We start from the raw sequence: 25,843 nt of genomic DNA on the forward strand, positions 1-25,843 counted from the left end.
AATTGATTTCAGTAATGACGAACGGGAATGGTGATGGGCTTATATCTTGATATGCATTCAGTTGAGGCTTTTCTTAAAGTTGCCGAGCTAAATAGCTTTACCCTGGCAGCCGAGTCACTTTGCATCACTCAGTCAGGAGTTACCGTTAAAATTCAAAAGCTTGAGAATATTCTAGGATATCCGCTTTTCCACCGAACGCCGCGTCATATCTACCTTTCGCCGCAGGGCGAAGTGTTCCTATCCCGGGCTCAAAGTCTGATGGTGGCCCACGCCAGCGCGTTAACAACGCTCAACGTCTGTGAAAATATCCAAAATATCAAAATTGGTATTAGCGACCATGTACTGGATATCCCGCTCATGCAGACGATTCAAAGTATCAGACAAACTTACTCCGACCTTATGATTGAAGTTAAAGTAGACAGCTCTTCCAAAGTTCTGTACGCACTCGAAAATAAAAAATTAGATATAGCAATTATCACTCAGGATGGCGATAAAAAAGGCGGAGAATATCTACGGAGTGAAAACTATAGATGGTATTGCTCTCCAACTTTGGCTTTTAAGCAGGATAAAATCCCGCTAATTACCTTAAGAGAATCTTGCCGTATGAGGAAGCTCATTCTGGACTTATTACTTGAAGCTCGAATCCCGTGGTTTGATAGTTTCCAGGGCGGCGGAATGGAAACCATCATTGCGGCAGCAAAATCAGGGCTGGGGATTGTTCCCTTACCAGAAACCGCGCTCACAGTTTCGGATCTGAAAGAGCTAACGGACGCCAGTCACGTTGTCAGTCTTCCGAAAATACCATCGGCGCACATCGTTACCTATAATAACTGCCTGGATGTGCGCTCCAGAACGATGCTTAAAGATCTTTCTCAGGCAATCAAAAATCAGATGCTGAAGATGCCTGATGCCGATGAGTTTGTCTCACTGAGTAGACTGATGGCAGTGTAACGTTTCCGTCCTATTCTATTTTGTTGGAAAACCATACTTCGGCGTAATGCTTGTCTCCTGGCCTTCAGTATGTTCCTGTCAGTGTAGCTTTCAATCGATAACAGTCGGATGCGCAATGAAAAGCATTAGCCTCGACGGAGTAAAGTACCATGGGCGGCGGCCATTGTTACCCGCTCCCTGGCTACGCTTATTGCTGGGGGGACGTCATAGTCATGTTCACCACATACAACAAAGGCTCCAGACACCTTTTGCTCAACACAATCTTATTGGTGGTCACTCTGGTGGTCCTGACAGAAAGGCAATTCATTTTTAGCTTACTTACTAGCCAGTTACTGGCAAAGGCGATCCCAGTCAGAGGAGCCAGATTTAGAAAAGTTCACTCTCCTGCGGGCCTGCTCCGGCATCAATTTTCGCGAGTATCTGCTGAGCCTGGCTGGCCAGCTGTGCGACTTTTTTTCGGCTTACGCTGGCGGGTTTCATACGTTCAGGTAGCGGCATTGTTACTCCTTTAAAATAGCCTGCAATAAACAACGTGATCAGCGGATTAGGTTGCTCAAAATTTAACAGTCCCGATAGTGATTCAGATATCCCGATCCCGGTTAGTCTTTGTGGTATCGGGATGCCAGCGTCATGAAGTCACATCACCACTCACTGTCGATTTGCGGCATGGCTCATGCCATACCAATGCGCGTCTGCTGCCGATCAACAGATGATGACTGCCCTGCCGCCGGTGCCTGTGTTTTGCCTGACCACCGCTATCCACGTCCACGGTAGCGGTGGTCACCGTTCACATGCACCACCTGTGTAGAGAAAGGGTGCGCCGCATTGGTTGCCGTCAGTCAGCTCAGAATAAAATCACTCATAAACTGTCTGCGTGAGCCCGTTAAGCGCTCTCAGCTCAGCAAGCCAGGTACGGGCGTAGCCCTGAACGCATTCACTTTCTTATCCAGCAAAACCTGACTCTCACTGCCTGAATCCAGTACGGTATTTTGCAAAGAGGCTTCTTCGATCTGTACTGCGATAACCTCCAGAGCTACCAGCCCTTTTGTTGCCAGCAGTGCACTCACCTGAGTTGAGAAACAGGATTCGGTGGCCGCACTCTCCGCCGGTGAAACTTCGGTGGTCGCGACAATATGGTTATCCGAAATATAATTCCCCTCACCCGACACCAGCCGGATTATCACCGGTGTTGCGCCCTGCGGGATGATAGACTGCAGATCAATCGTTTCCGAAATATGATTAGCAATAATGGAGTTGTTGTTACCGCTGATATAAAGCAGACCATATAAATCATCTAATCCATTATTATAAGCCTGCATCGGTCCCCAGGGTTCACGCTCTCGGAAAAAATGGTTAGCCGTGACCAGGTTTTCTGAACTATTGCCTTCCAGAACCAGCATCCCCGGATAAAATGAATGAAATCTGTTGCTGGATATCGAAGAGCGAACTACCCCAGAAAAATGTACGCTGCTTTTGCCGCGTGGGAAAATATTATTGGCCGTAATCAGCAGGCCGCCAAAATTTTCTGCATAAATAGAATAGCCTCTGTAACCTGCACCAATCAGATTATCGGTGATTTTTGATGCCTGCCCCGAACCGCGCAACTCAATGCAGTTTCCACATTCAGCGATGAAATTATTGTGTATCGCCAGCGCATCAGCGTTAAAAATTGTCACCCCATGCTCTAAATAGACCAGTCCCATGCCGCTGATACGGAAAGAGTCTTGCGCGCTCGCGATATAGATACCGGTTTTACCGTTCAGATAACTATTTTCGGGATCATCATTGCCTGAACCATCATCGACAAAATGTAAGCCATCAATACAAAAATCAGCAAACTCGACCGAACTTATGCGTGGTTCACCGCTACGTTTCACATAAAAGGCAGCACCGGCAGAGGGGTCACTTCCGGCAGCGGGAGAAAGATTAACGCATAGTCGACTTCCCCCCGGCCACACTTCATGCCATTTTGCCCACTCACTTTCGGGCGTATTAAATCGAATACTTGAAGAGGTGAAGCCATGCCCGGAACCAATAATCTTCAGATAGCTAATATCAATTAACACCTGGGTAAGAAGCGGGTAGTCGCCGGGTGGAATATAGATAACCGCGCCCGGCTTACCGCCTTGATTGAGATCCGTTTCGGTTTGTCTGATTTTAATATCAGAAATAATACTGTTTATAACCTCACCAATATCCTGATAAGGGTTACCTTCCTTCCATTCTGTAACATCGTAATAGTTTTGGCTTGTCATGACTAATTCCTTCGGTGACAGTAATAAGAAAAAAATCAGCAGTAAATTGAGTTATGGCTGTGCGTAAGGGGAGTGATAGCGGGTTATTTTTGCCTGTGCGCCAGAGAGCGTTATTTCAGTCAGTGAACTGCATGAATAATAACGTCGCGTTCCACACACGCTCCCCTGCTGAGCGAAAACTTCCACTATTCCGGCATCAAAACATAATGTCACATCGCCCACGTTGGCCAGCGGTGCCTGATAACGGCCGTCATCCCGATCTTTTTCCAGCAGACTTAACGTGTGTCCATCGTGCGCCAGAATAATCTGCTGCCCGGTTTGACCGGTCAGAGTCAGGCAAAAATGCGAGGTCGGGGTAAAGGTAATGATGCAGGACTTACAGGCAGTGCTGCCTGACCAGTGACTACACGCATCCAGCCGCTCTTCACTGATGATCAGCGAGGCTGGCGGCAATACCGGTGTCATACAGAGTTGTTGCCGGGCATTAAGATGAAAACGACGCGGCAGAGACATTTCGCCGGAATAGGCAGAATGAACATTCTTTTGTGTCGCCCAGTTGTATAACCAGGCAAACCCTGTGCGACTGTCGCTTTCACCCCAGGTCTGCAGGGCGTAGAAATCGGTGCCGAAATCCAGCATCTGCAGCGGTTGCGCTGAGGGAGTGAAATAACCGCGCCGAAAATCACCTGTTTGTGCAAATAACAGATTATGTCGTCCGGTTGTCGGCTCGGTGTAACCCACAATACCGATAATCATTACCCAGACGCCGTCAAGGCAGAAAAAGTCCGGGCATTCGACGCAGCGGCCCCCATTTTCCCGAAAATAAGGGGGCGCGGTGTAGAGCACATGATGGAATTGCCAGCTGTCACTCTCTTCGGAGTGAAACAGCAGCATGGCAGGATCGCCGTTCACCGACGCGCCCAGGATCATATAAAAGGTCGCGTCCGCTTCCTCATACCAGACTTTCGGATCACGGAAATCACAATCGACGCCTGCAGGCAGCTCTGTTAATACTGTTTTTATCAAAGCGGGTTTGTCGTAAGCAGGCTGCGGAACCGCCATTTTCTGGATTTCGCGATAACCGCGATAAAGATCGTAAGCCGGAAGCCTTTCGGTATACCAGAAACGCGTTTGCCCCTCGGCATCGATGAAAGCGCTGCCGGAAAATGCGCCGCCCGTTGCCCCAAGCGCAGATAAATTTTGCTCTGGCTGAAGGAAAACCGGATAGTGACGCCAGTGGTAAAGGTCCTGACTCACCGCGTGGTTCCAGTGCATCGGCCCCCATTGAGTACTATGCGGATGATATTGGTAAAACAGATGCCACTCCTCACCTTTCCGATGCAGACCATTAGGGTCATTCATCCAGCCGGTACGTGGAGAAAAATGTAATGCCGGGCGTAACTCTTCCTGCAGATAGTGCTCTGCAACTGCGCGGTCATCTCGCAGGCAAAGGTCGTTATTTTCGATATCAATAAAGCTGACGCCCTGCTGCGGGAGCGTGTCAGGGTGCCAGCTGTAACACAACGAAATCTCACTGTGCTCCGGTAACCACTCCAGAGAGACCATACCCTGCTGCCATGCGGTCCAGGTAAAATAGTGATAATACGGCGGTGCTGTTTCTATTTTGAAAAGCACCGCATTTTCCATGTGGATAGCAAACAGGGGCTGACCGGCCGGCTTTGTTTGCTTTATCCATAAATCAAGGCGCTGACCTTGCTTAACATTAATGGACAGGGACATTTTTAAACTCCTGCGATTGAACCGAACCTTTTTCAAGCTCGCGTTTTGCGAGATCGACTTTAATTTTTTCCAGGAAGAGGTTATCCAGTTTGAAGTAGCGCACCATAAATGCGCTGATGAAATAACTCACCATCGGCAGTAATGAGAACATGATAATAATGCCCTCAAGGGTCTGCGCATTTTGTTGCGGTTTGTTAGCGACATAGCCGGTATAGGAAAGAATCCAGGCGACGATGGCTCCAGCGACCGCCAGTCCCATTTTCAGCATAAACAGATTGCCGGCAAAGGAAATACCGGTGAGTCGTTTGCCAAATTTCCAGTCACCGTAGTCATCGACGTCTGACATCATTGCCCATAGAATAGGTCCGGACTGAATTAAATGCAGAATATTAATGATCACAAATAGCGTAAGCAGTGGCGTCAGCGATTTTGGGTCAACAAACCACAGCGCGAAAGAGAGAACACCAAGGATAATATTAATAATGCGGAATAGCTTAATTTTATCAAATCGGTCAGTCAGTGGCTTAGCTATTACGCTCCCCAACATATTACAGGCGACACCAAGCGCCATAAAAAAGGTAATAAACCCAACGGAGGCCTGCATCACATAGGTGGCATAATAAATAGTAACAGCCCCGCGAATAAAGGCCGGGAAGACGTTAAGAAAGGTAATCGTAATCATCAGCAGCCATTGGTCATTTTTAGCAATGTCTTTCAAATCTTTCATTAACGAATCGTCAGATTTAATTGAAACAACGCGCTCTTTGATACTGGCAAAACAGAACAGGAACATCAGCGTCGCGGCGCACCCCATGATCACCATGGTCAGCTGAAAACCTGAAGCGCGGTTACCGTTACCCAACCAGTCGGTTAACGGTAAAATTGAGGAAGAGACAATCAGCGTCGCCAGGCCATTCAGGAAGAAACGCCATGATAAACAGCCCAGTCGCTCTTTTTGATTCAGGGTGATCACCCCCGCGACTGAGCAATAGGGAATGTTGATTGCGGTATAGATCAGTGACATCACCAGATAAGTCACCCAGGCATAAATGATTTTTCCGTTCATGCTCAGGTCAGGTGTGGTAAACATCACGATGGCACCCAGGCCAAAGGGCACCGCCATCCATAACAACCACGGGCGGAACTTACCCCATCGACTTTGCGTACGATCGCAGATTGCACCCATAATCGGATCGCTGAAGGCGTCAAAAATACGGATCACCAGAAATAGTGTTCCAACGACGCCAGGCGCTAATCCATATACATCGGTATAAAACCACGTCAGATAGAGCGCCAGTACACTCCAGATCATACAGGATCCCGCATCCCCCATCCCGTAACCGATCTTCTCTTTCAGACGCAGTTTTCCATAAGCGCTTTGCTTTTCCATTACCGTTGCGGACATAAAATCACCTCAATAATGCACAGCTATAAAAATTAAACACAGAGCATTATCGCCAGCCCCTGTGCGGATGACTGAATAAAAATTTTCGGCTCGTTTAAAAAGAATTAAGCGGGAAAAGCAGAAATCAGACAGCCGTGATATTAAGCGCGATACTGCTCTCACGTATAATTAACCGTGAGACAATTTCATACATTTCGATACTCTCCTGCTTAGGGGTATTATTCACCATCTGGAATGCCAGGTGGGCGATGTCGCCAATCGGTTGAGCCACGCTGGTTATTTTTTTGGTCTGCGCCAGCAGGGTATTGTCAAAACTGGCGATAGCAATATCCTGCGGGACAGCCACCCCTCTTTCCTTTAAGCCATCGATAACATAACTGGCAGCAACATCGTTATAGACCCAAAGAGAAGAGCACGCTTTTTTCCGGTCAGCTAACATCCCGATAATATCGTCCAGTATCCGAATATGGCCGGATATTTTTTCACCTTCGCCTTTCGCTATCCAGAATTGATTCTCTTTAGCGAGTGTTAACCCCTGACTGGTGATTTTTTTACTCCAGGAAGAGACCTTTCGATTATCGACGCCCTCCTGAGCAATAAAACCAAAGGTGGTATGCCCGGTCTGGATAAAATGCTCCGCAATAGCTTCTGCACCTTTCCTTTGATTGATAGAGACAGAATTAAAAAAACGAGAAACCTGCGTGACCACCGCCACCGGAATGCTGGTCGCGGTCAACCATTCCGCAAGTTCGCTTTCGGCCTCTGTGGGCACCCATAGCAGGCTGTCGATCCCCATTCCGATTAGGCTGTGAATAATCTGCTTATCCTGTTGAGGCTGATTCTGATGGGTCTTAATAATCACCGATTTCCCGATGTATCTTGCTTCCTCTTCAAAGGTCGCCAGTAACTCAGAAAAGTGTGGATTCACCAGGTTTGGTAGCACCACGCCAATCAGCCCGGAACATTTACCACTCAGCTGAAACGCACTTTTGCTGGGGACATAGCAAAGGTAATCCATTGCATCACGTACTGCCTGGCGTGTTTCCGGCGTCACGCTGGGATGATGGTTCAGCACACGCGATACGGTAGCCGTAGACACTCCCGCTTTTTTTGCTACGTCTTTAATCGATGCCATGATAATGAGATGCGTCGTTTAATCAGGCGGTCACTATAAAGTGTGATGAAGGTCAAAAATGTAAGCCAGTTCACATGTTGCTGCGTTACATAAATCCCTGCTTATCCACTCAATTCAGTCTGAGTTACCTTTACCTTTAAAGAGAGACAACAGAGTATGTCATGGTTAGCCCGTTCCGCATTCGCTGGCGGCCAGACAACACGCCACCCCGCAGCGGGCTGATTAGACGGCGAGCATAACCGGCTGGTGTTCTGATCGCCCGCCATCCACCATTCGTCACACCAGGCAAAATTAGTTATCATCCGCCTCCCCTTTCCCGCCGGTAACCCGATGTCTGAGATAGTCGATACTTTTATTGCACCGCCGTGTCATGACCAGATTGAGATCCTCTATCAGGATGATCATCTGCTGCTGATCAATAAGCTCAGCGGGCTGCTGAGCCTGTCGGGCAAAAATCCGCTGAACCTTGATTCGGTACATCACCGGCTGGTGAAAAACTTTCCGGGCTGCACGCTGGTACATCGGCTCGATTTCGGCACCTCCGGGCTGATGGTGATTGCCCGCAACAAGGCGATCAATGCGGCGCTCTGCCAGCAGTTTAGCCAGCGCAGCGTGCGCAAAATCTACAGCGCGCTGTTGTGCGGCCATCTGGCTGAGGACGACGGGATGATTGAGGCGGCGATTGCGAAAGATGCGGCGTGCTTTCCACGAATGACGATTTGCGCTGCCCACGGCAAGCCTGCGCGTTCGCGCTATCAGGTGATTGAGCGTACAGAGTATGCGCAGCAAGATGGCAACGTGGTGCCGGTAACGCGAGTGGTATTAACCCCGGAAACCGGGCGCACTCATCAGCTGCGGATTCATTGCCAGCTATTGGGTTACCCGATTCTGGGCTGTGACCTGTATGGCGGGCTACAGAGGCCTGGTTGTGAAACAACGCCGCGATTGATGCTGCACGCCAGCGAGCTGCATTTTATGCATCCGGTCAGCGGCAAGGCGATTCACGCGCGGCACGCCAGCCCGTTCTGATGCCGGCGACGCGCAGCAGTGACCGTTATTGTCCTGCCGTCACCGCCGCCGCAACGCGGACTTACCACATCAGGTCGTCCGGCACTTTAAAGTCAGCATAGGGATCGTCTTCATCCTGCGCTTCCTGACTCAGTGCACTATTCAGTACGATGCTGCTGGCATCGCGCTGCGCAATTTTATCCGCCACGCTGGCCGGGATAATCGCATACTGATGCTCGCCGCCGTTCTCCGCCGCCAGACGGGCAATAGCAAGACGGCCGCTGATCAGCTGCGCTTGGGTCAGCTTATCGACGTTGATCTTTTTAATCAGGTTATTATCGGTGAAGTTAAAGCCGATGTTGCCCTTTGAAATGTCGATCCTGTTCATTTCAATCAGCTGTTTCACCTGCGCTTTATACTCTTTGGATAAAACCGCCTGTTTCTGCTGCTCGTTCAACTGCCTGTCGCGCTCAAGCTGCGCTTTCTTATTTTCTTCAACCGCCGCTCTGGCCTCACGCGCCTGAACGCGTGATTTCTTGGCGGTGCGCTGGACTTTGTCCATCTTTTTGCTGCTGACTAATCCCGCTTTCAGCATCTGCTCTTGTAAGGTGAGTTTGGTCATGTTGGTTTCTGAGCCTGTTACGAAATTTCCCCGATTATACCTGTAAATTCCCGGCCTGTGTCAGCTTGCCGTGGTGGATCGCGCTACGCGATCGTCGGCTGCGCCGCGCTGTCGGTTAAAGGCATCCTTCTGCCGCTGTGCTAACATTCTCCGGTCAAAACCACCCTGTTGAGCACTATGTCGGAATTAACCAAACGTAAAAATGACCCTGAAGGGCTGAAAAAACGCATTATCGCGGGCGCACTGAAAACTTTTGCCGAGTTTGGTATGCAGGGCGCGCGACTGGAGCAGATTGCCGAGCACGCGCAGACCACCAAACGAATGGTGGTCTATCACTTCGGCAGTAAAGAGCAGCTCTACATCGACGTGCTGGAGCAGGTCTACCAGCAGATACGCCAGCACGAAACCGGCCTTAATCTGGCGGCGATGGAACCGGAACTGGCGATGACGCGTCTGGTCGAAGCCAGCTTCGATTATCATGTCGCCCATCCCGATTTTATGCGGCTGGTGTGCAGCGAGAACCTGCTACGCGGTCGCTACATCAGCCAGTCAACGCAGATCAAAACCCTCAATCGCAGCGCGCTGGACGTGCTGGATGACATTCTGACCCGCGGTCAGCAACAGGGCCTGTTTATCGAAGAAGTACAGACCATCGACGTGCATCGCCTGATCAGCAGTATCTGTGTGCATCACGTTTCCAACCGCTACACCTTTAACGCGCTGTTCAGCCCGGATAACAGCGAAGAAGAGAGTATTCGCCGCAACCGTCAACTGGCTGTAACCGCAACGTTACGCTACATCCGCAAATAAACGGGCATCTTTACGGCCTGGCTTAGTCATGGTCTACGCTTAGTGAATATCGTCACAAAAACGCCATAAAAGGAATGCTGTTGTGAGCAGAGACGCCCACCTTTACCCGCTTCGCCACACCGATGTTGATCCCAACGATGACCGGCTCTGGAACTGGGCGCAAAACGCCCAGATCGGTAGCCGCCATCAGGTTCAGCGTCCCTCCAGCGAGGCGGAACTTCAGGAATTAATGCGCCAGTCAGGCGGTAAGATCCGGGTGATCGGCAGCAAGCTCTCCCCCGGTCGGATGCTGCACGTCAGCGAACAGGATCTGCTGCTCGATCTCAGCGCGTTCAGGGGCCAGATCGCTAGTGATGAACAGAGCGTGACCTTTGGCGGTGCGACACCGCTCGATCAGGTTTACCGCAGCCTGACCGGGATGAACCGGATGCTGGCTTCGTCGCCAGGGGTGATTGCGATTCAGACCCTGGCCGGCGCGATGGCGACCGGCACGCACGGCCAGGGTCTGCAACAGAGTTCGATTGCCGATGAAGCGCTGGCGATCCGTATGGTGCTGACCGATGGCAGCGTGCGGGAATTTACCCGTGGCGAGCCAGACTTCCCGGCGGCGCAGGTTTCACTCGGCGCGCTGGGCATCGTGACCGCCGTGACGCTGCGAACCGAGCCGTTCCGCATCTTTACCTGTCACAAAAATGCGGTTTCAGCGGATACGCTGGAGCAGGACCTGCTGCGCTGGAATGAAGAGTATCCGCTCAGCAAGGCCTGGTGGTTTGTTGATGACAACCGGGTACACGTCTGGAACGCCCACGAGGCGAGTGACGACGAGCGTCTACGCTATGAACAGCAGGATCGTCAGGTGGTTGAGCACGAAGGTCAGGCGGATGACAGCCTGAATGACACCATCGATCAGACGCTGGCGCACATGCATCGCGATACCCAGATTCAGGGCAAAGGCGGTAAGCAGTTTCGCACCGTGACCCGTTTTCGCGACTTCACCGATGTTACCGGAGACATCTATCAGCTGTTCTGTCGGGGCATCGCGGTGCCGCAGATTAATGTCGAAATCGGCGTGCCGCTGGCGAAAACGCCTGCCATTATCCGCCGGATTAAGCAGTGGTATGCGGAGAACCGCCCGCATATGCATTACCCAATCATCCTGCGCTGTACTGGTGCCTCTTCGGCCTGGCTCAGCCCGGCGTCTGACCAGCCAACCTGCTTTTTCGGTTTCGTGGTCTATTACGCCGATGACGGCACGCTGTCACAGGAAGGTCTGCATTTCCTGACCGAAGTGGAAAAACTGCTGGCCGACGAGGGTGGACGCCCGCACTGGGGCAAGTATTACGACGCCGATCGCTATAACTGGCGTGAGATCTATCCGCAGTGGGATGCGTTCCGCGCCCTGCGCAGCCAGCTCGATCCGCATGGCCGGTTAGGTAATGACTACATCGCCCCACTTTTTGACTGACTGAATAAGGAAAAATATGTTTGCCTGGGTAACGCTGTTAACTCAACCCGACTATCTGGTGGGCGTCAAAGCGCTGCACCGCTCGCTGAAACAGAGCAACAGCCAGTGGCCGCTGGTGGTGATGACCACCTCAGCGATTTCCGCTGACGATTGCCAGGCATTGCAGGCCGAGGGCTGCGTCATCGCCCCGGTTGAGCCCATCTATCCGCGCGCCGATCTGGATCAGCATTACGCCTCGGCGCAGTTTGGCGAAGTGTGGACCAAGCTGCGTGCCTGGCAGCTGACTGATTATCAGCGCGTGGTGTTTCTCGATGCCGATATGCTGGTGCTGCAGAATATGGATGAGCTGTTCACGCTCGATCTCGGGGATAACCTGATGGCGGCGTGCCACGCCTGTCGCTGTAATCCGAATCAGATCGCCTCTTATCCGGCGGACTGGCAGCCCGAGCAGTGCCACTACACCTGGCAGGCGCGGGGTGAAGCCGCTCCGCCCAGCCTGGACTACTACCTGAACGGCGGTTTTCTGGTGCTGACGCCCGATAACGCGGTCTACGACGCCCTGGAACAGCGTATCGCGGCGATTGATGACCTGAGCGATTATCCCTTCTCAGAACAGGACCTGCTGAATGAGGCCTTCGCCGGTCGCTGGATGCCGCTCTCTTACGTCTACAATGCGCTGAAAACGTTGCCGTTCCAGCATCGCCCGATCTGGCATGACGACGAGGTGAAGAATCTTCACTTCATCCTGGCGAAGCCGTGGAAGCGCGATCTGGCTCAGCCGGAAAGCCAGCGCGACCGCTACTACGCACTGGATAAGCTGTGGTGGGAAAAAAGCGGCCTCGCCTGCTAATACCGGACGGGAAGCGCTGGCTTCCCGTCTGCTGCGTTTTCCGTCGCTCGCCCTACACCGTCATCCAGCGGCGCTCCCGCGCAGAAAGCGCAATCGCCTCCAGCACCTTCTGCACCTGTAATCCTTCCGCAAAATCGGGCCACATACGATCGCCCGCTGCGATGCCGTTAATCAAATCGCGGATCTCAACCGTCTTCTGATCGTTAAAGCCGATGCCATGTCCGGCCGAGACGCAAAAGTTGGCATAATCGGGGTGCGCCGGGCCGGTCAGCAGCGTTTTAAAGCCCTGACGGCCAGCCGGCTCATCGTGAATGTAGAGTTCCAGCTCCGCCATGCGCTCCTGGGTATAGCGCAGCGTGCCTTTGGTGCCGGTCACCACATAGGTCAGCCCCATCTTAGCACCACAGGCGATGCGGGAGGTTTCAATCACGCCATGCGCCCCACTGTTGAAACGCAGCAGCGCACTGGCCTGATCTTCGTTTTCCACTGGCAGCTGGCGGCTGAGATCTTTTGGGTCCGGACGTGAAGTGATCACCGTCATCATGTCGCCACTGACCTCGGCGATATCCCCCACCAGATAGTGCGCCATATTGACGATATGCGCCGCCAGATCGCCAAGCGCGCCCAGACCGGCCAGCGCTTTCTGGCAGTGCCAGTCGAGCGGCGTCTCCGGTTTTGCCAGATAATCTTCGTTGTGGGTGCCGTAGAAATGCACCACCTCACCGATCTCACCATTGGCGATGATCTCTCTCGCCAGCTGGCTGGTGGGGTTTTTCATGTAGTTGAAACCGACCAGGGTTTTGACGCCAGCGGCCGTGGCGGCGGCCACCATCTCTTCGGCATCGGCCACGCTCAGCGACAGCGGCTTTTCGGAGTAGACGTGCTTTCCGTGGCGGATCGCCTCCAGCGCCATCTCTTTATGCAGGAAATTAGGGGCGCAGATGTCGACCACATCAATAGCCGGATCGCGCACCAGCTCGCGCCAGTCGCCGGTCGATCGGGCGAAGCCAAAGGTCGCGGCCTGGCGGGCCGCCAGCTCCGGGTTCACTTCCGCTAGCATCTCCCGCACGATCTCGCCTTTCAGCGCAAAAACGGTGGGGGCCTGGGCATAAGCAATGGCGTGACAGCGACCAATATACCCACTGCCAATCATGCCGATTCTGACTTTGTTCATTTCAACTCCATAGGCGCATCTCAAGGTTGAAATGAAATCTAAATTTCATTTATGCCGTTTACAAAGCCAAAATGAAATAAATGTGACGATGGTGGAAAACTATCCGGTAAAACCACTGATTACGCCGCCTGACAAGGGGATCGCTACGGCAAAACACCTCATAAATACCTCATTTTTTGCCGCCAGCGATTTTTAACTCCGCTGGGCGGAACGGGCGAAAAGCGAGTATTTTTTGTGGGGCATCAGGCGGGAGTGGCGACTATTTCAGCAGTCGGGCGATTTTGTGAAAAAGAGCTTTGACATGGCCCGGGCAGGCCGTTACTATGCGCCCCGTTCCAACAATTCCTCTGTAGTTCAGTCGGTAGAACGGCGGACTGTTAATCCGTATGTCACTGGTTCGAGTCCAGTCAGAGGAGCCAAATTTGAGAAGCCCGCTCAGGGAAACCTGAGCGGGCTTTTTGCGCTTGTAGTTATTAAATATCTCACCGAAACATTTACCCATCGAATAATAATGCGCTTTGGACGCTGCACTCGCGGCCCTGAAGATATAGCGCTTGTCATTCTTCAGTGCTTTCAGCCAGGAAGCAATATCGCTTTCATGCTGCACCTCTCCAGCGATCCCCCGATCCGCCATCAGGTACGCGCTTCCCGGCTCGGCGATCAACTCCTCAAAAGCCTGACTCGCACTGCCAAACTTCCCTTTCATTTCACGATTCAGGCGGCTTTTGCCCCAGTCCGGTGAACCCGCTCATGCAGACCGGTGGCGTGAAAATTGGCCGCATCAGTAAAAAGGTAACGCTCCGGCAACCCTGTAAACATCCCGTAAAACCCGGCTACGTGATTTTAGATATCTTTCCTTAACGTGTCGTGATGTTCGCGAAGTCAGCTCCTGGCACGAGGCGGACTGACATACAGGCCAATATCCATGAGGAGTGAGGAGTGAGGAGTGAGGAGTGAGGAGTGAGGAGCGGAAGTTATTTCTCTGCTTACCTAAACGACATAATGCAGTGTAACTATCAGATCATGCTAAAGTATTAGCAAAAGACAGGCGTTCTAAAATAAATCCTCTTATCCAGAAGCCATTTTTACAATGAAAACATTTACTAAAAAAGTTAGCGTTTTTCACTTCAGTCCTTTTCGTTATCTGTTTGCTGCTCGCCTTCTTACCGTTTTGGGCAATGGTATTGCACCGATTGCATTAGCGTTCGCAGTGCTTGATATTGGCGGATCGGTATCTGATTTAGGTCTCGTTGTTGCGTCCCGCTCAATTTTTAACGTTTTATTCTTGTTGATCGGGGGCGTATTAGCGGACCGCTACTCTCGTAACCAGGTATTGGTATCCTCTTCTGTTATTGCGGCAGTTTCACAAGCTATTGTCGCATGGTCTGTGTTGGACGGTTCAGCAACTGTGATGAGTCTGGCATTACTTGGAACTTTGAATGGAGCAGCAGCTGGCATCGCGTTACCTGCATCCTCAGCGCTGGTCCCTCAAACTGTTCCAGTGCAGAATTTGCGAGCAGCGAATGCATTAATTCAGCTTGGTATTTATGGCGGTACGATTATCGGCACTTCGCTTGGTGGGATGCTAATCAGTTCTGTCGGACCCGGTTGGGGACTGGCAATTGATGCGATAGGTTTTGCAGCCTCTGCACCGCTTTATTTCTTAATTCGTATTACATCAATCAAAGCATGCCCACCATCAGGTAATATCCTGCAGGACTTAAAAGAAGGATGGGAAGAATTCACAAGCCGAGCCTGGGTATGGGCAATTGTGGTCCAATTCACCATTATCAATGCAGCATTTAGTGGCGTAATGATGGTACTTGGCCCTGTGATTGCTGATGCTTCTTTTGGGCGAGCTAATTGGGGAATTATGGTTGCTGCGCAAAGCGTTGGCCTTATGACAGGTTCATTCTTCGCCCTAAGATGGCGTCCACGACGCGATCTTTTTATTGGTGCAATGCTAGTATCACTATGCTCACTGCCAATTTTTATGCTTAGTCAACCTGCTTCTGCAACGTGGCTGATTGCAGCTTTTTTTATTGCTGGTGCAACGTTCGGTCTATTCGGAGTCTCATGGGCTCATTCACTACAAACTCATATTCCTCAGGAAAAATTGGCTCGCGTGTACGCCTATGACGCTGTAGGTTCGTTTGTGGCCATTCCCTTAGGTGAACTGGTCGCTGGGCCGCTGGCAATTCATTATGGCAGGAGTAATGTGCTTCTGGTTTCAGCGATAGCAGTAGTCATAGCAACTTTAGGCACCTGCCTGGTCCCTGCGATTAGACAGCTCGACAATTTTTCACAGGTGAATTCGAAAAAAGCCACGAGCTCCTCATGACAATATTCAAAAAATTACAAAATATGAAATGTAAATTATTGCTTGAGACTCTATAAAACGATGGAAAATTCCCAGGAGATTAGTATTCCCTGAACGCTTAAATCTCCGTTATTGGCACACAGCGGTTGAGCTAACGAATCGGAAGGTCCGCTATGAGCGAAAAGCGGACATCAGTAAGTCCGCGTTGTATCAAGTAGAGGGTAGCAGGTCAATTGCTATGATGGAGACGCCTCTGGTTGGGGTGTTTAAAAAAATACCCCTTTAGGATCATCACCTTTTTGAAGGTGAGGACTCTGCTCATCAAGTTTATAATTAATCAGATGACCATCCTCGGTAAAAGATAAAGTAAGAATTTGTTCATGACCGAGTATTTTCGGCGAAAGCGGAACTATTACGAGTCTGCTTTGTTGACTCCAGATATAGCGCCAGCTCAGGGCTTCACTGAAGTTTTCAGGAAAATTGGGTGGCCCAAAACGGTTCAGGACTTCCCGTTTAGTTGTTTTTCCAGCAATTAACCAACTGCTAAGAGGTTTTTTTTCAGAAAATGTCTCCGGAAGATTATGTGAGCGCACGCCTCCAGACATACAGCCCTGCACGAAAGGTAAAGCCAACATTAAAGTATAAATGATTAATTTAATTGAATTTGGTCGCAAAGTAATCCTCTTTCTTAAACGGTTTAGCTTTAAGGATTTTCACTCCTGTAGCTGGATCGGTTACAATTTCACTAAAGTGGAAAACACATTTAGTAAACTGTTCATGTGCATCAAAATTCACGTCGTAATCTTTTCCAGCCTCAAGATTAACTAACGCTGACATTGAGCAGCTTCCCTGATCGGTATTGTCTGTAAGAATATGGAAAATAGCCTGACCTGGTTTTGCATATACTTCAAAATAATAATTCTTATAATCATTCTGGCGATAACTTATCTTAGGCATACCAATATCTCGGGTGTCATTATAATAACCAAATGAAGTATGCGGCACTAACTGTTGATATTCTCTGTTCTCTTTAGTCGATATCGATGTGCCGGTTACATTCCCAACAAAACGGATTCGAGCCAGATTGCTTTTTTCACCGACGGGGTCTTTATAAAGCGGCGCGGAATAATTAAAGGCTGAGCAGCCACTTAATAAAGAGATACTCAGGATAGTAAATGATAAATATTTTTTCATTACAATAGAAACCCGGAATTAATTTACCTGGTACTATCGGCAAAAACAGCCAATATTTTAATTGTTTCTGCCTATTGCTTTTTATGTTATCTGAGCCTCAGGCTTTCAATCGTTTGCCAAAGAGAACCGTGGTCAACCTTAAGCAAGTCACACAAGAGAACCGATCCGGAAGCAAAGAGACATCTTGCGCTGTGGACTGTTCGAGGTGACCTGCTTCCCGCACATCAACTTAACATGAAGTTAGCAGCGTCCGCTTCTGGCACAGAGCAGACCGTCAGAGCTCTTTGGCCACCCTCTCGCTTCGAGCCGACTTTTAGATGCTTGTTCTGAATACCCGTCTTTTGCAGAGAACCTCGTGGCACGATCAGCGATGAAGCGAAGTTTTTAAAAAAGCCCGCTCAGGGAAACCTGAGCGGGCTTTTTGCTGCTATTCCGCTTTACCCTTTGGCAAAGTTCGCCTGGATACGCTGTTGCAGATAATCTTCAGCGCTGATCGCCGGATACTTCGCCTGCGGGCCGAGGATCTCGACATCTTTATTCGCCTGACAGAAGAACGCCAGGCTATAGCGCGCGCCCTGATACTCTCCTGGCAGCGGGCTTCTCACCCGATGGAAGTTTGACGGCAGCTGGTCGTCACTCCAGCGCATCAGCATGTCGCCAATATTGCAGGTGATCACCTCTTCACGCGGTTCAATACTGGTCCACTGCTGGCTTTCGCGATCCTTGCCAGGGCACACCTGCAGGCCGCCCTGACCGGGGCGCTGGAACAGCAGCGTCAGGCAGTCGAAATCGGTATGCGCACCGGCACGCCACATTCCCTGCTCCGACTGTTCGGTCGCATAGTAGTGCAGCATCCGCAGCGTGCTCTGGTAGGTGTTCCGATCGGGATTGTGCGCCTGCTCGAAGAAGTGCTCAGGAAAACCGAGCTTGAGTGCAAAGCAGGAGAGCAATTTCATCCCCAGTTGCCAGCACTGTGATTCGAAGCTCAGCATGGTCTGCTTAAAGGCGGGCAACTCCTGCTCGGTCGGCCACAGCGAATCCATTAAGGGACGGGTAATCTGATAGGACTCTTTCTGATCCGGGGTTTTGGTCGAAGGACGGACCTGCGACTTATTTTCCCAGCCGGCGTTACGCGCCAGCGGATAGCGGGCTTTGACCGCATCCGGCAGTGAGAAGAAATCTTCCGTCATGCTGAACGCCTGACGGATATCGTCGAGAGCGATACCGTGATTGCTGACCTGGAAGAAACCGATCTCCACCGCGGCCTGCCACAGTTCATCGGCAATCTCAGGTTTACGCTGTTCAAAATCTGACAGGTCGATGCAGCGGACCTCACGGGCAAAGGTCTCTTCACCCATTGCGCCCATCGCCGCTTCTTTTTCCAGTTCCTGCAGTGCGTAGCCTTGTGTCTGGGTTGATTGTGTCATTATTTTTTTCCTTTACAGAAGAGGGTTAACCGGCGGCACGCTGTTGCAGGGTGCGGACGGCTGACATTGCCTGATGGCGCATGGCGTCGAGATCGAGGCCAGGGATGTGATCGTTTTCGACAATCACCCGGCCATTGATCATCAGTGCCCTGAGTGAAGCCCGGCCACCGCAGGCCACCGGGCCAATCGCCATGTCGTGCAGGCCGAAGTAGCGCGGGTCGTCCAGCCGGTAAATGGCGATATCAGCCAGCATCCCGACCTGCACGGTGCCGCTCTGTTGCAGGCCGAGGATCTGCGCGCCGCCAGCGCTGCCCCAGCGCACCACATCTTCGATGGTCGCCGCATCGCCGCCGCCTTCAAACGTTCCGCCGTCATAGCGTGGCGTGGCAAACATGCCTTTTCGGGCGCGCTGCAACAGCCAGGCCGCATGGGCTTCACTCTGCATATCTGCCGCTTCGTTCGATGCTGCACCGTCCACGCCCAGCGAAACCGGGACGCCCGCCTGCTCCAGCGCCAGCAGATCGGCAATGCCACTGCCGAGACGGCCATTACTTTGCGGACAGTGCGCAATCCCGGTCCGGCTGTCACCCAGCAGCGTGATCTCGTGCGGCAACAGCTTCACCAGATGCGCAAACCAGACGTCATCACCCAGCCAGTCGTGTTCGGCGCAGAACTGCACCGGCGTCATATTGAAGCGATCGCGCGCCGCATCCAGATAATCCACCGTTTCCGACAGATGACTGTGCAGCCGGATACCGAGCTGGCGCGCCAGCCCGGCCATTTCGCGCAGCTGCGCGCCGGGAGCCGAATGCAATAGCGTGGTCGGAGCCATCACCACCCGCCGCAGCGAGGCTGGTCGCGGATCGTGGTAGCGCGCCACCAGCCGTTCGATATCAGCCATGTAGTGGCCGAAATTCTCCGGGCGCAGCGCCTGTGGCAGATCCTGCTCAATGGTCCGCCCCTGCGTTGCGCCGCCGCGGCACAGCACAATGCGCATCCCCAGCGCCTCGCCTTCACTGAACAGAATCTCTGAGGGATCAAACGGCATATCCGGCCAGTAGAGATAGTTATGATCGGCGACCGTGGCGCAGCCGGACCGCAGTAACTCAATCAGGCCGATACGCACCGCCAGCCGGAACGTCTGCTCGTCAAAGGTGGCGCGAAAGCGATAGGGCGTCGCGCTCAGCCAGGCGGTCAGGCTTTTGTTCAGCCCCTGCGGCTCACCTTTGAGCAATGACTGAAACAGGTGGTGATGGGTATTGACCCAGGCGGGATAGACCACGCAGTCGCGGGCATCGATCAGCCGCTCGTCCGGCAAGGCGCTCAGCGAGCCAATGGCTTCGATCACGCCCTCACGGACGCGGATATCGGGTCCGGCCTGGCGCGCCCGATCGCCCGGCAGGCCAGTCAGAATGGCGTGCGCATTTTTAATCAGTAATGACTGAGATGACATCGCATCACTCCTCACGGTTTAACCTGCATCTGCTGAACAAACTCGGTGGTGTACGCCTGTTTCCAGTCGGTATCCGCCTTCAGCAGGCTGGCTTTCACCATGAAATCCCGGGTTTTCTGCCAGCGCTCCTGTGTCATGGTGCCCCAGCCGGCTGTCGCGGCATCGCCGCCGTCAATCAGATGGTGCTGTTTGATTTGCGTCACGCCCCAGGCCAGCAAATCATCGGTCATCTTCGGGTTATCTTTTTTAATCAGCGCATTGCCCGGTGCCGGGTTGTTCAGATAGCTCACCCAGCCCTCCATTGAGGCACGGACAAACTTCGCCATCGCCTCATTGCGGCTGCTGATCTGGTCTGGTCGGGTGATCAGAATGCCGCCGTAAGGGGGATAGCCGTGTTCGGAGAAAAGAAAGAAGTTCGATTTCACCCCGGCCTTCTGTGCCTGGAAAACCTCAGAGCTGACGTAAGCCTGCTGGGCCACATTCTGATCGGCAATAAACGGCTGAATATTGAAGGTATAGGGACGTACCTGCCCATCACTGAGCTGATACTGCGCCTTGAGCCACGGCCACCAGGTGGATTGGCCGGAACTGGAAACCAGAATGGTTTTGTCTTTCAGGCCGTCAAGGGAGGTAACGGAGGCGTGGGTCAGTAGCCCCTGCGGATCGAACTGGAACGGGGCGGCAATCGCTTTCGCCTGAAAGCCGCGCTGTACCGCTTCCAGTAACTGCAGGTCATAACCGATGATCACGTCGGCCCGCTTTGATAACAGCAACTGCATACCGTTGATCTGCGGTCCGCCGGACTGAATGCTGACATCCAGCCCGTAGCGCTGATAAATGCCGGTCGCCTGCGCCTGATAGTAGCCGCCCTGCTCAGCCTGGGCGTACCAGGAAGTGAGTAAGGCGATTTTCTCTGCGGCACCCACTGGGAAGACAAATGCGCCAGAAATCAGCGTGCTCAGCACGCAGCCAGACAGGGGAATGCGGAATAGTAACTTCATTGCTCCTCTCCTAATCGTCACCGGAGAGAGGCTGAGCCAATGCGGCTCAGCCCCCAACCGGTTCAACATGAACCGCGAAATGGTGGCTGAGCAATGTCCCGCGCAGTTACCTGCACTGACCGCTTCTACTCACACTGAGTTATACAAAAAGGATGCCAGGTCAGCGGATCGGCGTGGATGGCGGCTGGCGCAGCGATCGGTGCCGGGCGCGCTGCAACCTTTGATTCATTAAGGAGCAGAGAGCACCATGCTGGTGCAGAGTCAGGATCGGTGATGGCCTGGAGTCTGGATCTGACTGAACAGCATTTCCAGCTGTTTAAGCATCATTGAGGCCGCCAGCGAGAGCTGCCTGGCCGGTGCGACGCACAGCGACAGGGTAAAGGTTTTGAGCTGCGGATCGGTCAGCGGAATAAACCGCAGTTCGTCGCTTTTCACCTCATCCATGATATCGAGCCAGCAGAGAATGCCGATGCCGATCTTCTCTTTAATCAGCGAGCGAATCATGTGGATATTATTCGATACCGCCACTTCTCTGATGCTGCCACCGTGGATGTTGATCAGCGCCTGCACCGGTTCCGCCAGCATCAGCGGCGCGGAAGGCAGGATAAACGGATAATCCATGCACTGATTAAATCGCACCCCGCTTTTGCTGGCGAGCGGATGTCCGCCCGGCACCACAATCCCAAGGTTAATTTCGGCAAACGCCCGCACCTGCAGCTCACGTGAGGTATGCGGATTGAGCATCACGCCAAAATCAGCATCACCTGAGATCAGCGCCTGCTGAATATCGACGTTATTCATGGTGGTCAGGGTGAAAGAGATATTCGGGTAGTCGAGATGCACCTGCCTGAGCATCGACGAGAAAAACTGCCGATTAATGGCGTCGATGGTGGCGATACGCACATGACCGCGGCGCAGACCGCGCAGATCGTCAAGCTGTTCGCAGACCCGGGAAAAATCCTTTTTCCAGTTATTTGCCGCGTGCAACAACAGCTCACCGGCGGCGGTCAGCCGCAGGCCGCTGGGGTGACGCTCAAACAGCGGCATCGCCAGCTCTTTCTCAACCCGCAGGATCTGCCGGTCGATGGAGGATGCCGCCACATGCAGGGTTTCGGAGGCCTTACGAAACGATCCCTGACGGGCGACTTCAGTGAAATAGAGCAAAAATCGGGAGAAGGCGAACATAGCGAGTGCTCTCTTTTATGCAACGGGATGTGCGAATCAAAGCGCTGGACGCAACAGTTTTATCACAATAACGTAGATTTCATTGCAACGGGAACGATTGTTTCATCGCCGGACAGGCAGATGCCGGGCAGCGAACCGCTGTTTCGCTTCGGGTCAGTCGGCGAGTGCGTTTTCGTCCTTTTTATACAGGCCAGCTTAATGAAAAACGGTAAATGACGATGAAAGATGCCGGACTGATTCCTGTCACGATTAAATCTGTCGATATTAACGGTGTCGATAATCTTTCTCTGCAGCTTATTTCGCAGCACGGCGAAGCGTTACCGGCTTATTTACCCGGCGCGCACATTGACGTGATTATTCCGGATATCGGTCCGCGCCAGTATTCCCTTTGCAGCTACTCCCACAGCGGCGAATATTATGAAATCTGCGTCAGGCGGGCAGAACGTTCCAGCGGCGGTTCACATTATATTCATCATCATTTCCGGCCCGGCGATAAGCTGACGATTTCAGCGCCGCGTAATCACTTTCCGCTGCCCGAAGCGGGACGCTATCTGCTGTTTGCTGGCGGGATTGGTATTACGCCGCTGCTGACCATGGCGGAACAGATTGTCCGGCAAGGTATTGAATTTGAGCTGCATTATTATCTTTCTGCGCCACAACAGGCCGCCTTTGCTTCACGCTTATCAGCGCCCTTACTGGCCGACCAGGTTTATTTTCATTACAGCAGCGCCAGTGACTCCCTGCGTCACCTCACGCCGCCCTGTTTATCACAGCCTGACCCACAGACGCGAATAATCGCCTGCGGTCCGGATGGCTTTATTCAGCGCCTGCAACATCTTATGCAGCAGCATCACTGGCAGCCGCAACAATTATCTTTTGAGCGGTTCAGCAATGCGGCACTGAATAACAGCGCCAGCGATAACCCATTTTATATTCAGCTCAGCTCAACCGGCAGCCGTTATTTAGTTGGCCCGAATCAGACAATTGCTGAAGTCCTGTTAAGCGCCCGCGTCGATATTATGCTGTCGTGCGAACAGGGTATTTGTGGCTCCTGCATTACGGATGTTATCGATGGTATTCCCGATCATCGCGACTGCGTGCTGACTGCCGAAGAGAAAGCGGAGAATACGCAGATAACCTTGTGCTGCTCGCGATCCAGAACGCCGGTTCTGGTCCTCGATCTTTAATGCCACCCCGGAGCCTGAAGATGCCTGCTGCTTTCACTGACGCCCCACTGAAAGGCATTGCTAATGTTCGTCTGCCCGCCTGGCTGCTGCCAGCGAACTGGCCGACGGAAGCGGGCGAGCCGCTGCTGGCGGATCTGCGCTTTGAGGATGGCAAGATTGCCGCCCTGACGCCCGCCGGACGCGATCAGATTGGTCTGTGGGATCAGCACGGCGCGCTGGCGTTACCGGGGCTGATTGAACCACACGCGCATCTCGATAAAACCTTTACTCTTGCCCGCAGTCGCCCGTCGAAACCGGGTCTGCTGGCCGCGATTGAGACCCTGCATCAGGATCGTCAGCACTGGACGCCGTCAGATTTGCAGCAGCGCGCCCGCAAGGCGATCGCATTAGCGACGGCTAACGGTGTCACCCGCTTACGCACCCATCTCGACTGGTTTGACGCTACCGCCCCGCTCGCCTGGACGGAACTGGCCGCGATAGCCTCGCCAACGATGCGGCTGGAACGGGTCGCGCTGGTGCCGCTGGGCCTGTTTGCCGACCCTGAGGTCGCTGACCGCATCGCCCGCACCGTGGCGCAGAGCGGCCAGCATTGCCTGCTCGGCGGCTTTATCCACTCCTCAAACTGGGACCCGGCGGCGATGACTCACCTGATGCGCAGCGCCGCACGCTGGCATCTGGATCTCGATCTGCACATTGATGAAGAGCTGTCGCCCGTGGCCCAGGGTCTGAGCTGGCTGGCGCACTGGCTGGCTGAAAACAGCTTCAGCGGCCACATCTGTTGCAGTCACGGCTGCGCGCTGGCGTCCGGCAGTGAGCAGCAGGCGAGCCAGGTGTTACAACAGCTGGCGGCACAGCGCGTCACGCTGATTGCTCTGCCGATGACCAACCTGCTGTTGCAGGATGCCGTAACCGGGCGTACGCCGCGTCAGCGCGGCATCACTCTGCTGAAAGAGGCGCAGGCGGCTGGCGTTCCGCTGCTGATCGGCTGCGACAACGTTCAGGATGCCTTTTGTCCGGCAGGCAGTTATGACCCGCTGGATACCCTGAGCTGCGCCCTGTTCGCCCTGCAACTGAGCCACGTTTTTGACCACGCTTCACGGCTGATTTGTGATGTCGCCGCCCTGACCGGAGAACCTTCAGCCGTACCGCCGCTGTCACCCGGCAGCGACGCCACGCTGGTGCTGTTTCCCGGCAGCGACAGTGGCAGCTGGCCATTAAACAGTGCTGCCCGTCTGGTGATCCAGCGCGGCAGGCTGACCCATCAACGCACCTGGCAGCAGGAGAACCCCTATGAGTCTTGAAGAGGGCGCGGGCAAACCGCTCGCCCACTATGCCGCCTGGCGTCGCGCCGGCGATTTTGTCTTTCTCTCCGGCATCATTCCGGTTAACCCGCAGAACGGCACTCTGGTACGCGGCTTTAAGGATATCCCGGCCGAAGTTCGCCAGTTAGTTGGCGAAACCGGCGAGTTCTCCACCGATGCCAGACAGGGACCGATCCTCGCGCAGAGCTGGTACGTGCTGGAAAGCATTCGCCACACCATCGAACAGGCGGGCGGGCAGATGAGTGATGTCTTCAAGCTGGTGCAGTACTTTCGCAATCTCGATCACTTTCCCTGTTACAGCCGGGTCAGAAAGCTGTTCTATGACGGCCAGCCTCCGGTTTCAACCGTGGTACAGGTCAGCGAAATGCTGCCCAGCGCCGAGGTACTGATTGAAGTGGAAGCCACCGCCTGGCTACCGCTCCCCCGATAATTTCCGATCACGAGGCACAGCATGATTAACGGTTATATTCCCGCAGCGCGATTTCTGCCTTTTCTCAGCTGGACGGCGATTGCTGCCCTGCCCGACAAAGCCAATACGGTGATTGTGCTGCCGACCGGCGCGATTGAGCAGCACGGTCCGCACCTGCCCTGTTCGGTCGACAGCGTGATCGCCTCCGGCGTGGCGGGCCATGCGCTGGCGCGGCTGCCCGCGTCGGTCCCGGCCTACGCCATTCCGCCAATCACCTACGGCAAGTCAGACGAACACCTGAACTTTCCCGGCACGCTGACCTTAACCGGCGACACCCTGCTGCAAACGGTGCTGGAAATTGCCGAATCGCTTTACCGCGCCGGTTTTCGCAAGCTGCTGATGATCAACGGTCACGGCGGACAGCCGCAGGTGTTGCAGATGGCGGCGCGGGAAATGCGCCTGCGTCATGGCGATATGATCGTGATCCCGCACGACGTGTTTCGGGTGCCGAATGTCGAAAACCAGTTCCTCAGCGCCGAGGAGCAGAAGATGGCGATGCACGCCGGTCACAGCGAAACCGCTGTGATGCTGGCGCTGGCGCCGGAGTGCGTCCACCTCGACCAGGCGGTTGCGAACTATCCGCCAGCATTTCCCTGCCCGACGCTCTCGTCAGGCCGACCGGCGGCTGCCTGGGCCGCCTACGATTTCGGACCGAGTGGCGTGATTGGCGATCCCACCGGCGCTACCGCCGAACAGGGCCACGCGATCCTCGATTCGCTGGCGGCAAGCTGGGCGCAGGCGATCACCGAAATCCACCAGATGAGCTGGAAAATCCGCAGCGAACCCACCTGGGGAAAACAGCACTGGCACGGTTTTGTACAAACCACCTTTACGCCCCCTTCGTCTTCTTTTGTCTCTGAATAGTGGAGT

The 25,843-nt window shown here is 53.3% G+C and carries 24 protein-coding genes, 1 tRNA gene and 1 pseudogene; 12 read left to right on the plus strand and 14 right to left on the minus strand.

Features of this window, described 5'->3' with window-relative positions; translation table 11 throughout:
* Window positions 1–33: 33 nt before the first annotated feature.
* Window positions 34–951 (plus strand): LysR family transcriptional regulator, encoded by a 918-nt coding sequence (locus WFK59_RS08180; RefSeq protein ID WP_293003293.1) that lies wholly within the window; start codon window positions 34–36, stop codon window positions 949–951.
* 366 nt (window positions 952–1,317) lie between these two features.
* On the opposite strand, the gene WFK59_RS08185 is transcribed toward WFK59_RS08180, so the two are convergent.
* The 5 genes from WFK59_RS08185 to WFK59_RS08205 all read right to left on the minus strand — a co-directional run bounded on the left by WFK59_RS08185 (window position 1,318) and on the right by WFK59_RS08205 (window position 7,486).
* Window positions 1,318–1,449, minus strand: coding sequence for a hypothetical protein (locus tag WFK59_RS08185; RefSeq protein ID WP_262287706.1), 132 nt, complete (start codon window positions 1,447–1,449; stop codon window positions 1,318–1,320).
* A 395-nt stretch (window positions 1,450–1,844) separates the two neighbouring features.
* Entirely contained in the window at window positions 1,845–3,206 is a 1,362-nt protein-coding gene (locus WFK59_RS08190) for a NosD domain-containing protein (RefSeq protein WP_336755558.1), read from the minus strand.
* A gap of 51 nt (window positions 3,207–3,257) precedes the next feature.
* Window positions 3,258–4,946 (minus strand): glycoside hydrolase family 32 protein, encoded by a 1,689-nt coding sequence (locus WFK59_RS08195; RefSeq protein ID WP_336755559.1) that lies wholly within the window; start codon window positions 4,944–4,946, stop codon window positions 3,258–3,260.
* Window positions 4,930–6,351 carry a glycoside-pentoside-hexuronide (GPH):cation symporter gene (locus WFK59_RS08200; RefSeq protein WP_031376315.1) on the minus strand — a complete coding sequence of 474 codons (1,422 nt, stop codon included), beginning with the start codon at window positions 6,349–6,351 and terminating at the stop codon, window positions 4,930–4,932. Before WFK59_RS08200 ends, WFK59_RS08195 begins: the two co-directional genes overlap by 17 nt.
* Before the next feature lie 124 nt (window positions 6,352–6,475).
* Window positions 6,476–7,486 carry a LacI family DNA-binding transcriptional regulator gene (locus WFK59_RS08205; RefSeq protein ID WP_336755560.1) on the minus strand — a complete coding sequence of 337 codons (1,011 nt, stop codon included), beginning with the start codon at window positions 7,484–7,486 and terminating at the stop codon, window positions 6,476–6,478.
* A gap of 330 nt (window positions 7,487–7,816) precedes the next feature.
* Between WFK59_RS08205 and WFK59_RS08210 the strand changes: the two genes are divergently transcribed.
* A complete protein-coding gene (locus tag WFK59_RS08210) occupies window positions 7,817–8,515 on the plus strand; it encodes an RluA family pseudouridine synthase (protein ID WP_336755561.1) in 699 nt (232 codons plus the stop codon).
* Window positions 8,516–8,576: 61 nt separating this feature from the next.
* On the opposite strand, the gene WFK59_RS08215 is transcribed toward WFK59_RS08210, so the two are convergent.
* Window positions 8,577–9,116: a DUF2058 domain-containing protein gene (locus WFK59_RS08215; RefSeq protein ID WP_233987721.1), complete on the minus strand. Its 540-nt coding sequence runs from the start codon at window positions 9,114–9,116 to the stop codon at window positions 8,577–8,579.
* 177 nt (window positions 9,117–9,293) lie between these two features.
* On the opposite strand from WFK59_RS08215, the gene WFK59_RS08220 reads away from it, so the two are divergent.
* The 3 genes from WFK59_RS08220 (at window position 9,294) to WFK59_RS08230 (ending at window position 12,241) form a co-directional block, all read left to right on the plus strand.
* Window positions 9,294–9,926 (plus strand): TetR family transcriptional regulator, encoded by a 633-nt coding sequence (locus tag WFK59_RS08220; RefSeq protein WP_233987720.1) that lies wholly within the window; start codon window positions 9,294–9,296, stop codon window positions 9,924–9,926.
* Window positions 9,927–10,008: 82 nt separating this feature from the next.
* Window positions 10,009–11,391, plus strand: a complete 1,383-nt coding sequence (locus tag WFK59_RS08225) for a D-arabinono-1,4-lactone oxidase (RefSeq protein WP_336755562.1) — start codon at window positions 10,009–10,011, stop codon at window positions 11,389–11,391.
* 16 nt (window positions 11,392–11,407) lie between these two features.
* Entirely contained in the window at window positions 11,408–12,241 is an 834-nt protein-coding gene (locus WFK59_RS08230; RefSeq protein ID WP_233987718.1) for a glycosyltransferase family 8 protein, read from the plus strand.
* Between the two features lie 52 nt (window positions 12,242–12,293).
* On the opposite strand, the gene WFK59_RS08235 is transcribed toward WFK59_RS08230, so the two are convergent.
* Window positions 12,294–13,415 (minus strand): Gfo/Idh/MocA family protein, encoded by a 1,122-nt coding sequence (locus tag WFK59_RS08235; protein ID WP_233987717.1) that lies wholly within the window; start codon window positions 13,413–13,415, stop codon window positions 12,294–12,296.
* Window positions 13,416–13,446: 31 nt separating this feature from the next.
* On the opposite strand from WFK59_RS08235, the gene WFK59_RS08240 reads away from it, so the two are divergent.
* The gene (locus WFK59_RS08240; protein ID WP_336755563.1) at window positions 13,447–13,611 is read left to right on the plus strand and encodes a hypothetical protein; all 165 of its coding nucleotides are present in this window, start codon (window positions 13,447–13,449) and stop codon (window positions 13,609–13,611) included.
* A gap of 147 nt (window positions 13,612–13,758) precedes the next feature.
* Window positions 13,759–13,834, plus strand: a tRNA-Asn gene (locus WFK59_RS08245).
* Window positions 13,835–13,908: 74 nt separating this feature from the next.
* On the opposite strand, the pseudogene WFK59_RS08250 reads toward WFK59_RS08245, so the two are convergent.
* Window positions 13,909–14,222, minus strand: a pseudogene (locus WFK59_RS08250) (zincin-like metallopeptidase domain-containing protein); the annotation flags it as partial.
* A gap of 283 nt (window positions 14,223–14,505) precedes the next feature.
* Here WFK59_RS08250 and WFK59_RS08255 point away from each other — a divergent pair.
* Window positions 14,506–15,756 carry an MFS transporter gene (locus tag WFK59_RS08255; protein WP_336755564.1) on the plus strand — a complete coding sequence of 417 codons (1,251 nt, stop codon included), beginning with the start codon at window positions 14,506–14,508 and terminating at the stop codon, window positions 15,754–15,756.
* A 245-nt stretch (window positions 15,757–16,001) separates the two neighbouring features.
* Here WFK59_RS08255 and WFK59_RS08260 read toward each other — a convergent pair whose 3' ends face one another.
* From WFK59_RS08260 to WFK59_RS08285, 6 genes are all read right to left on the minus strand, one after another.
* Window positions 16,002–16,340, minus strand: a complete 339-nt coding sequence (locus WFK59_RS08260; RefSeq protein ID WP_233987708.1) for a hypothetical protein — start codon at window positions 16,338–16,340, stop codon at window positions 16,002–16,004.
* Between the two features lie 49 nt (window positions 16,341–16,389).
* Window positions 16,390–16,929, minus strand: a complete 540-nt coding sequence (locus tag WFK59_RS08265) for a hypothetical protein (protein WP_262287620.1) — start codon at window positions 16,927–16,929, stop codon at window positions 16,390–16,392.
* A 437-nt stretch (window positions 16,930–17,366) separates the two neighbouring features.
* Window positions 17,367–18,356: an isopenicillin N synthase family dioxygenase gene (locus WFK59_RS08270; protein WP_233987706.1), complete on the minus strand. Its 990-nt coding sequence runs from the start codon at window positions 18,354–18,356 to the stop codon at window positions 17,367–17,369.
* A gap of 25 nt (window positions 18,357–18,381) precedes the next feature.
* Window positions 18,382–19,809 carry an amidohydrolase family protein gene (locus tag WFK59_RS08275; RefSeq protein ID WP_336755565.1) on the minus strand — a complete coding sequence of 476 codons (1,428 nt, stop codon included), beginning with the start codon at window positions 19,807–19,809 and terminating at the stop codon, window positions 18,382–18,384.
* Between the two features lie 11 nt (window positions 19,810–19,820).
* Window positions 19,821–20,810 (minus strand): ABC transporter substrate-binding protein, encoded by a 990-nt coding sequence (locus WFK59_RS08280; RefSeq protein WP_233987704.1) that lies wholly within the window; start codon window positions 20,808–20,810, stop codon window positions 19,821–19,823.
* 261 nt (window positions 20,811–21,071) lie between these two features.
* Window positions 21,072–21,995 (minus strand): LysR family transcriptional regulator, encoded by a 924-nt coding sequence (locus tag WFK59_RS08285; RefSeq protein WP_336755566.1) that lies wholly within the window; start codon window positions 21,993–21,995, stop codon window positions 21,072–21,074.
* 212 nt (window positions 21,996–22,207) lie between these two features.
* On the opposite strand from WFK59_RS08285, the gene WFK59_RS08290 reads away from it, so the two are divergent.
* Genes WFK59_RS08290 through WFK59_RS08305 form a run of 4 tightly spaced genes read left to right on the plus strand, consistent with a single transcriptional unit; the run spans window position 22,208 to window position 25,837 of the window.
* Window positions 22,208–23,182, plus strand: a complete 975-nt coding sequence (locus tag WFK59_RS08290) for a PDR/VanB family oxidoreductase (protein ID WP_336755567.1) — start codon at window positions 22,208–22,210, stop codon at window positions 23,180–23,182.
* A gap of 20 nt (window positions 23,183–23,202) precedes the next feature.
* Entirely contained in the window at window positions 23,203–24,483 is a 1,281-nt protein-coding gene (locus tag WFK59_RS08295) for a cytosine deaminase (protein WP_336755568.1), read from the plus strand.
* Window positions 24,473–24,934 carry a RidA family protein gene (locus WFK59_RS08300; protein ID WP_336755569.1) on the plus strand — a complete coding sequence of 154 codons (462 nt, stop codon included), beginning with the start codon at window positions 24,473–24,475 and terminating at the stop codon, window positions 24,932–24,934. The genes WFK59_RS08295 and WFK59_RS08300 overlap by 11 nt, the downstream gene beginning before the upstream one ends.
* A 21-nt stretch (window positions 24,935–24,955) precedes the next feature.
* Window positions 24,956–25,837, plus strand: coding sequence for a creatininase family protein (locus WFK59_RS08305; RefSeq protein ID WP_336755570.1), 882 nt, complete (start codon window positions 24,956–24,958; stop codon window positions 25,835–25,837).
* The last annotated feature ends 6 nt before the right edge of the window (window positions 25,838–25,843 follow it).

Source organism: Pantoea sp. USHLN298, assembly GCF_037149395.1.
Lineage (GTDB): Bacteria > Pseudomonadota > Gammaproteobacteria > Enterobacterales > Enterobacteriaceae > Pantoea > Pantoea astica.

Coding starts and splice junctions, on each gene's coding strand:
- WFK59_RS08265 (WP_262287620.1), bottom strand. CDS start 16,929: ATGAAAAAATATTTATCATTTACTATCCTGAGTATCTCTTTATTAAGT.
- WFK59_RS08230 (WP_233987718.1), top strand. CDS start 11,408: ATGTTTGCCTGGGTAACGCTGTTAACTCAACCCGACTATCTGGTGGGC.
- WFK59_RS08270 (WP_233987706.1), bottom strand. CDS start 18,356: ATGACACAATCAACCCAGACACAAGGCTACGCACTGCAGGAACTGGAA.
- WFK59_RS08305 (WP_336755570.1), top strand. CDS start 24,956: ATGATTAACGGTTATATTCCCGCAGCGCGATTTCTGCCTTTTCTCAGC.
- WFK59_RS08210 (WP_336755561.1), top strand. CDS start 7,817: ATGTCTGAGATAGTCGATACTTTTATTGCACCGCCGTGTCATGACCAG.
- WFK59_RS08260 (WP_233987708.1), bottom strand. CDS start 16,340: ATGTCTGGAGGCGTGCGCTCACATAATCTTCCGGAGACATTTTCTGAA.
- WFK59_RS08300 (WP_336755569.1), top strand. CDS start 24,473: ATGAGTCTTGAAGAGGGCGCGGGCAAACCGCTCGCCCACTATGCCGCC.
- WFK59_RS08195 (WP_336755559.1), bottom strand. CDS start 4,946: ATGTCCCTGTCCATTAATGTTAAGCAAGGTCAGCGCCTTGATTTATGG.
- WFK59_RS08205 (WP_336755560.1), bottom strand. CDS start 7,486: ATGGCATCGATTAAAGACGTAGCAAAAAAAGCGGGAGTGTCTACGGCT.
- WFK59_RS08235 (WP_233987717.1), bottom strand. CDS start 13,415: ATGAACAAAGTCAGAATCGGCATGATTGGCAGTGGGTATATTGGTCGC.
- WFK59_RS08200 (WP_031376315.1), bottom strand. CDS start 6,351: ATGTCCGCAACGGTAATGGAAAAGCAAAGCGCTTATGGAAAACTGCGT.
- WFK59_RS08220 (WP_233987720.1), top strand. CDS start 9,294: ATGTCGGAATTAACCAAACGTAAAAATGACCCTGAAGGGCTGAAAAAA.
- WFK59_RS08255 (WP_336755564.1), top strand. CDS start 14,506: ATGAAAACATTTACTAAAAAAGTTAGCGTTTTTCACTTCAGTCCTTTT.
- WFK59_RS08240 (WP_336755563.1), top strand. CDS start 13,447: ATGAAATCTAAATTTCATTTATGCCGTTTACAAAGCCAAAATGAAATA.
- WFK59_RS08295 (WP_336755568.1), top strand. CDS start 23,203: ATGCCTGCTGCTTTCACTGACGCCCCACTGAAAGGCATTGCTAATGTT.
- WFK59_RS08190 (WP_336755558.1), bottom strand. CDS start 3,206: ATGACAAGCCAAAACTATTACGATGTTACAGAATGGAAGGAAGGTAAC.
- WFK59_RS08290 (WP_336755567.1), top strand. CDS start 22,208: ATGACGATGAAAGATGCCGGACTGATTCCTGTCACGATTAAATCTGTC.
- WFK59_RS08285 (WP_336755566.1), bottom strand. CDS start 21,995: ATGTTCGCCTTCTCCCGATTTTTGCTCTATTTCACTGAAGTCGCCCGT.
- WFK59_RS08275 (WP_336755565.1), bottom strand. CDS start 19,809: ATGTCATCTCAGTCATTACTGATTAAAAATGCGCACGCCATTCTGACT.
- WFK59_RS08185 (WP_262287706.1), bottom strand. CDS start 1,449: ATGCCGCTACCTGAACGTATGAAACCCGCCAGCGTAAGCCGAAAAAAA.
- WFK59_RS08215 (WP_233987721.1), bottom strand. CDS start 9,116: ATGACCAAACTCACCTTACAAGAGCAGATGCTGAAAGCGGGATTAGTC.
- WFK59_RS08180 (WP_293003293.1), top strand. CDS start 34: ATGGGCTTATATCTTGATATGCATTCAGTTGAGGCTTTTCTTAAAGTT.
- WFK59_RS08280 (WP_233987704.1), bottom strand. CDS start 20,810: ATGAAGTTACTATTCCGCATTCCCCTGTCTGGCTGCGTGCTGAGCACG.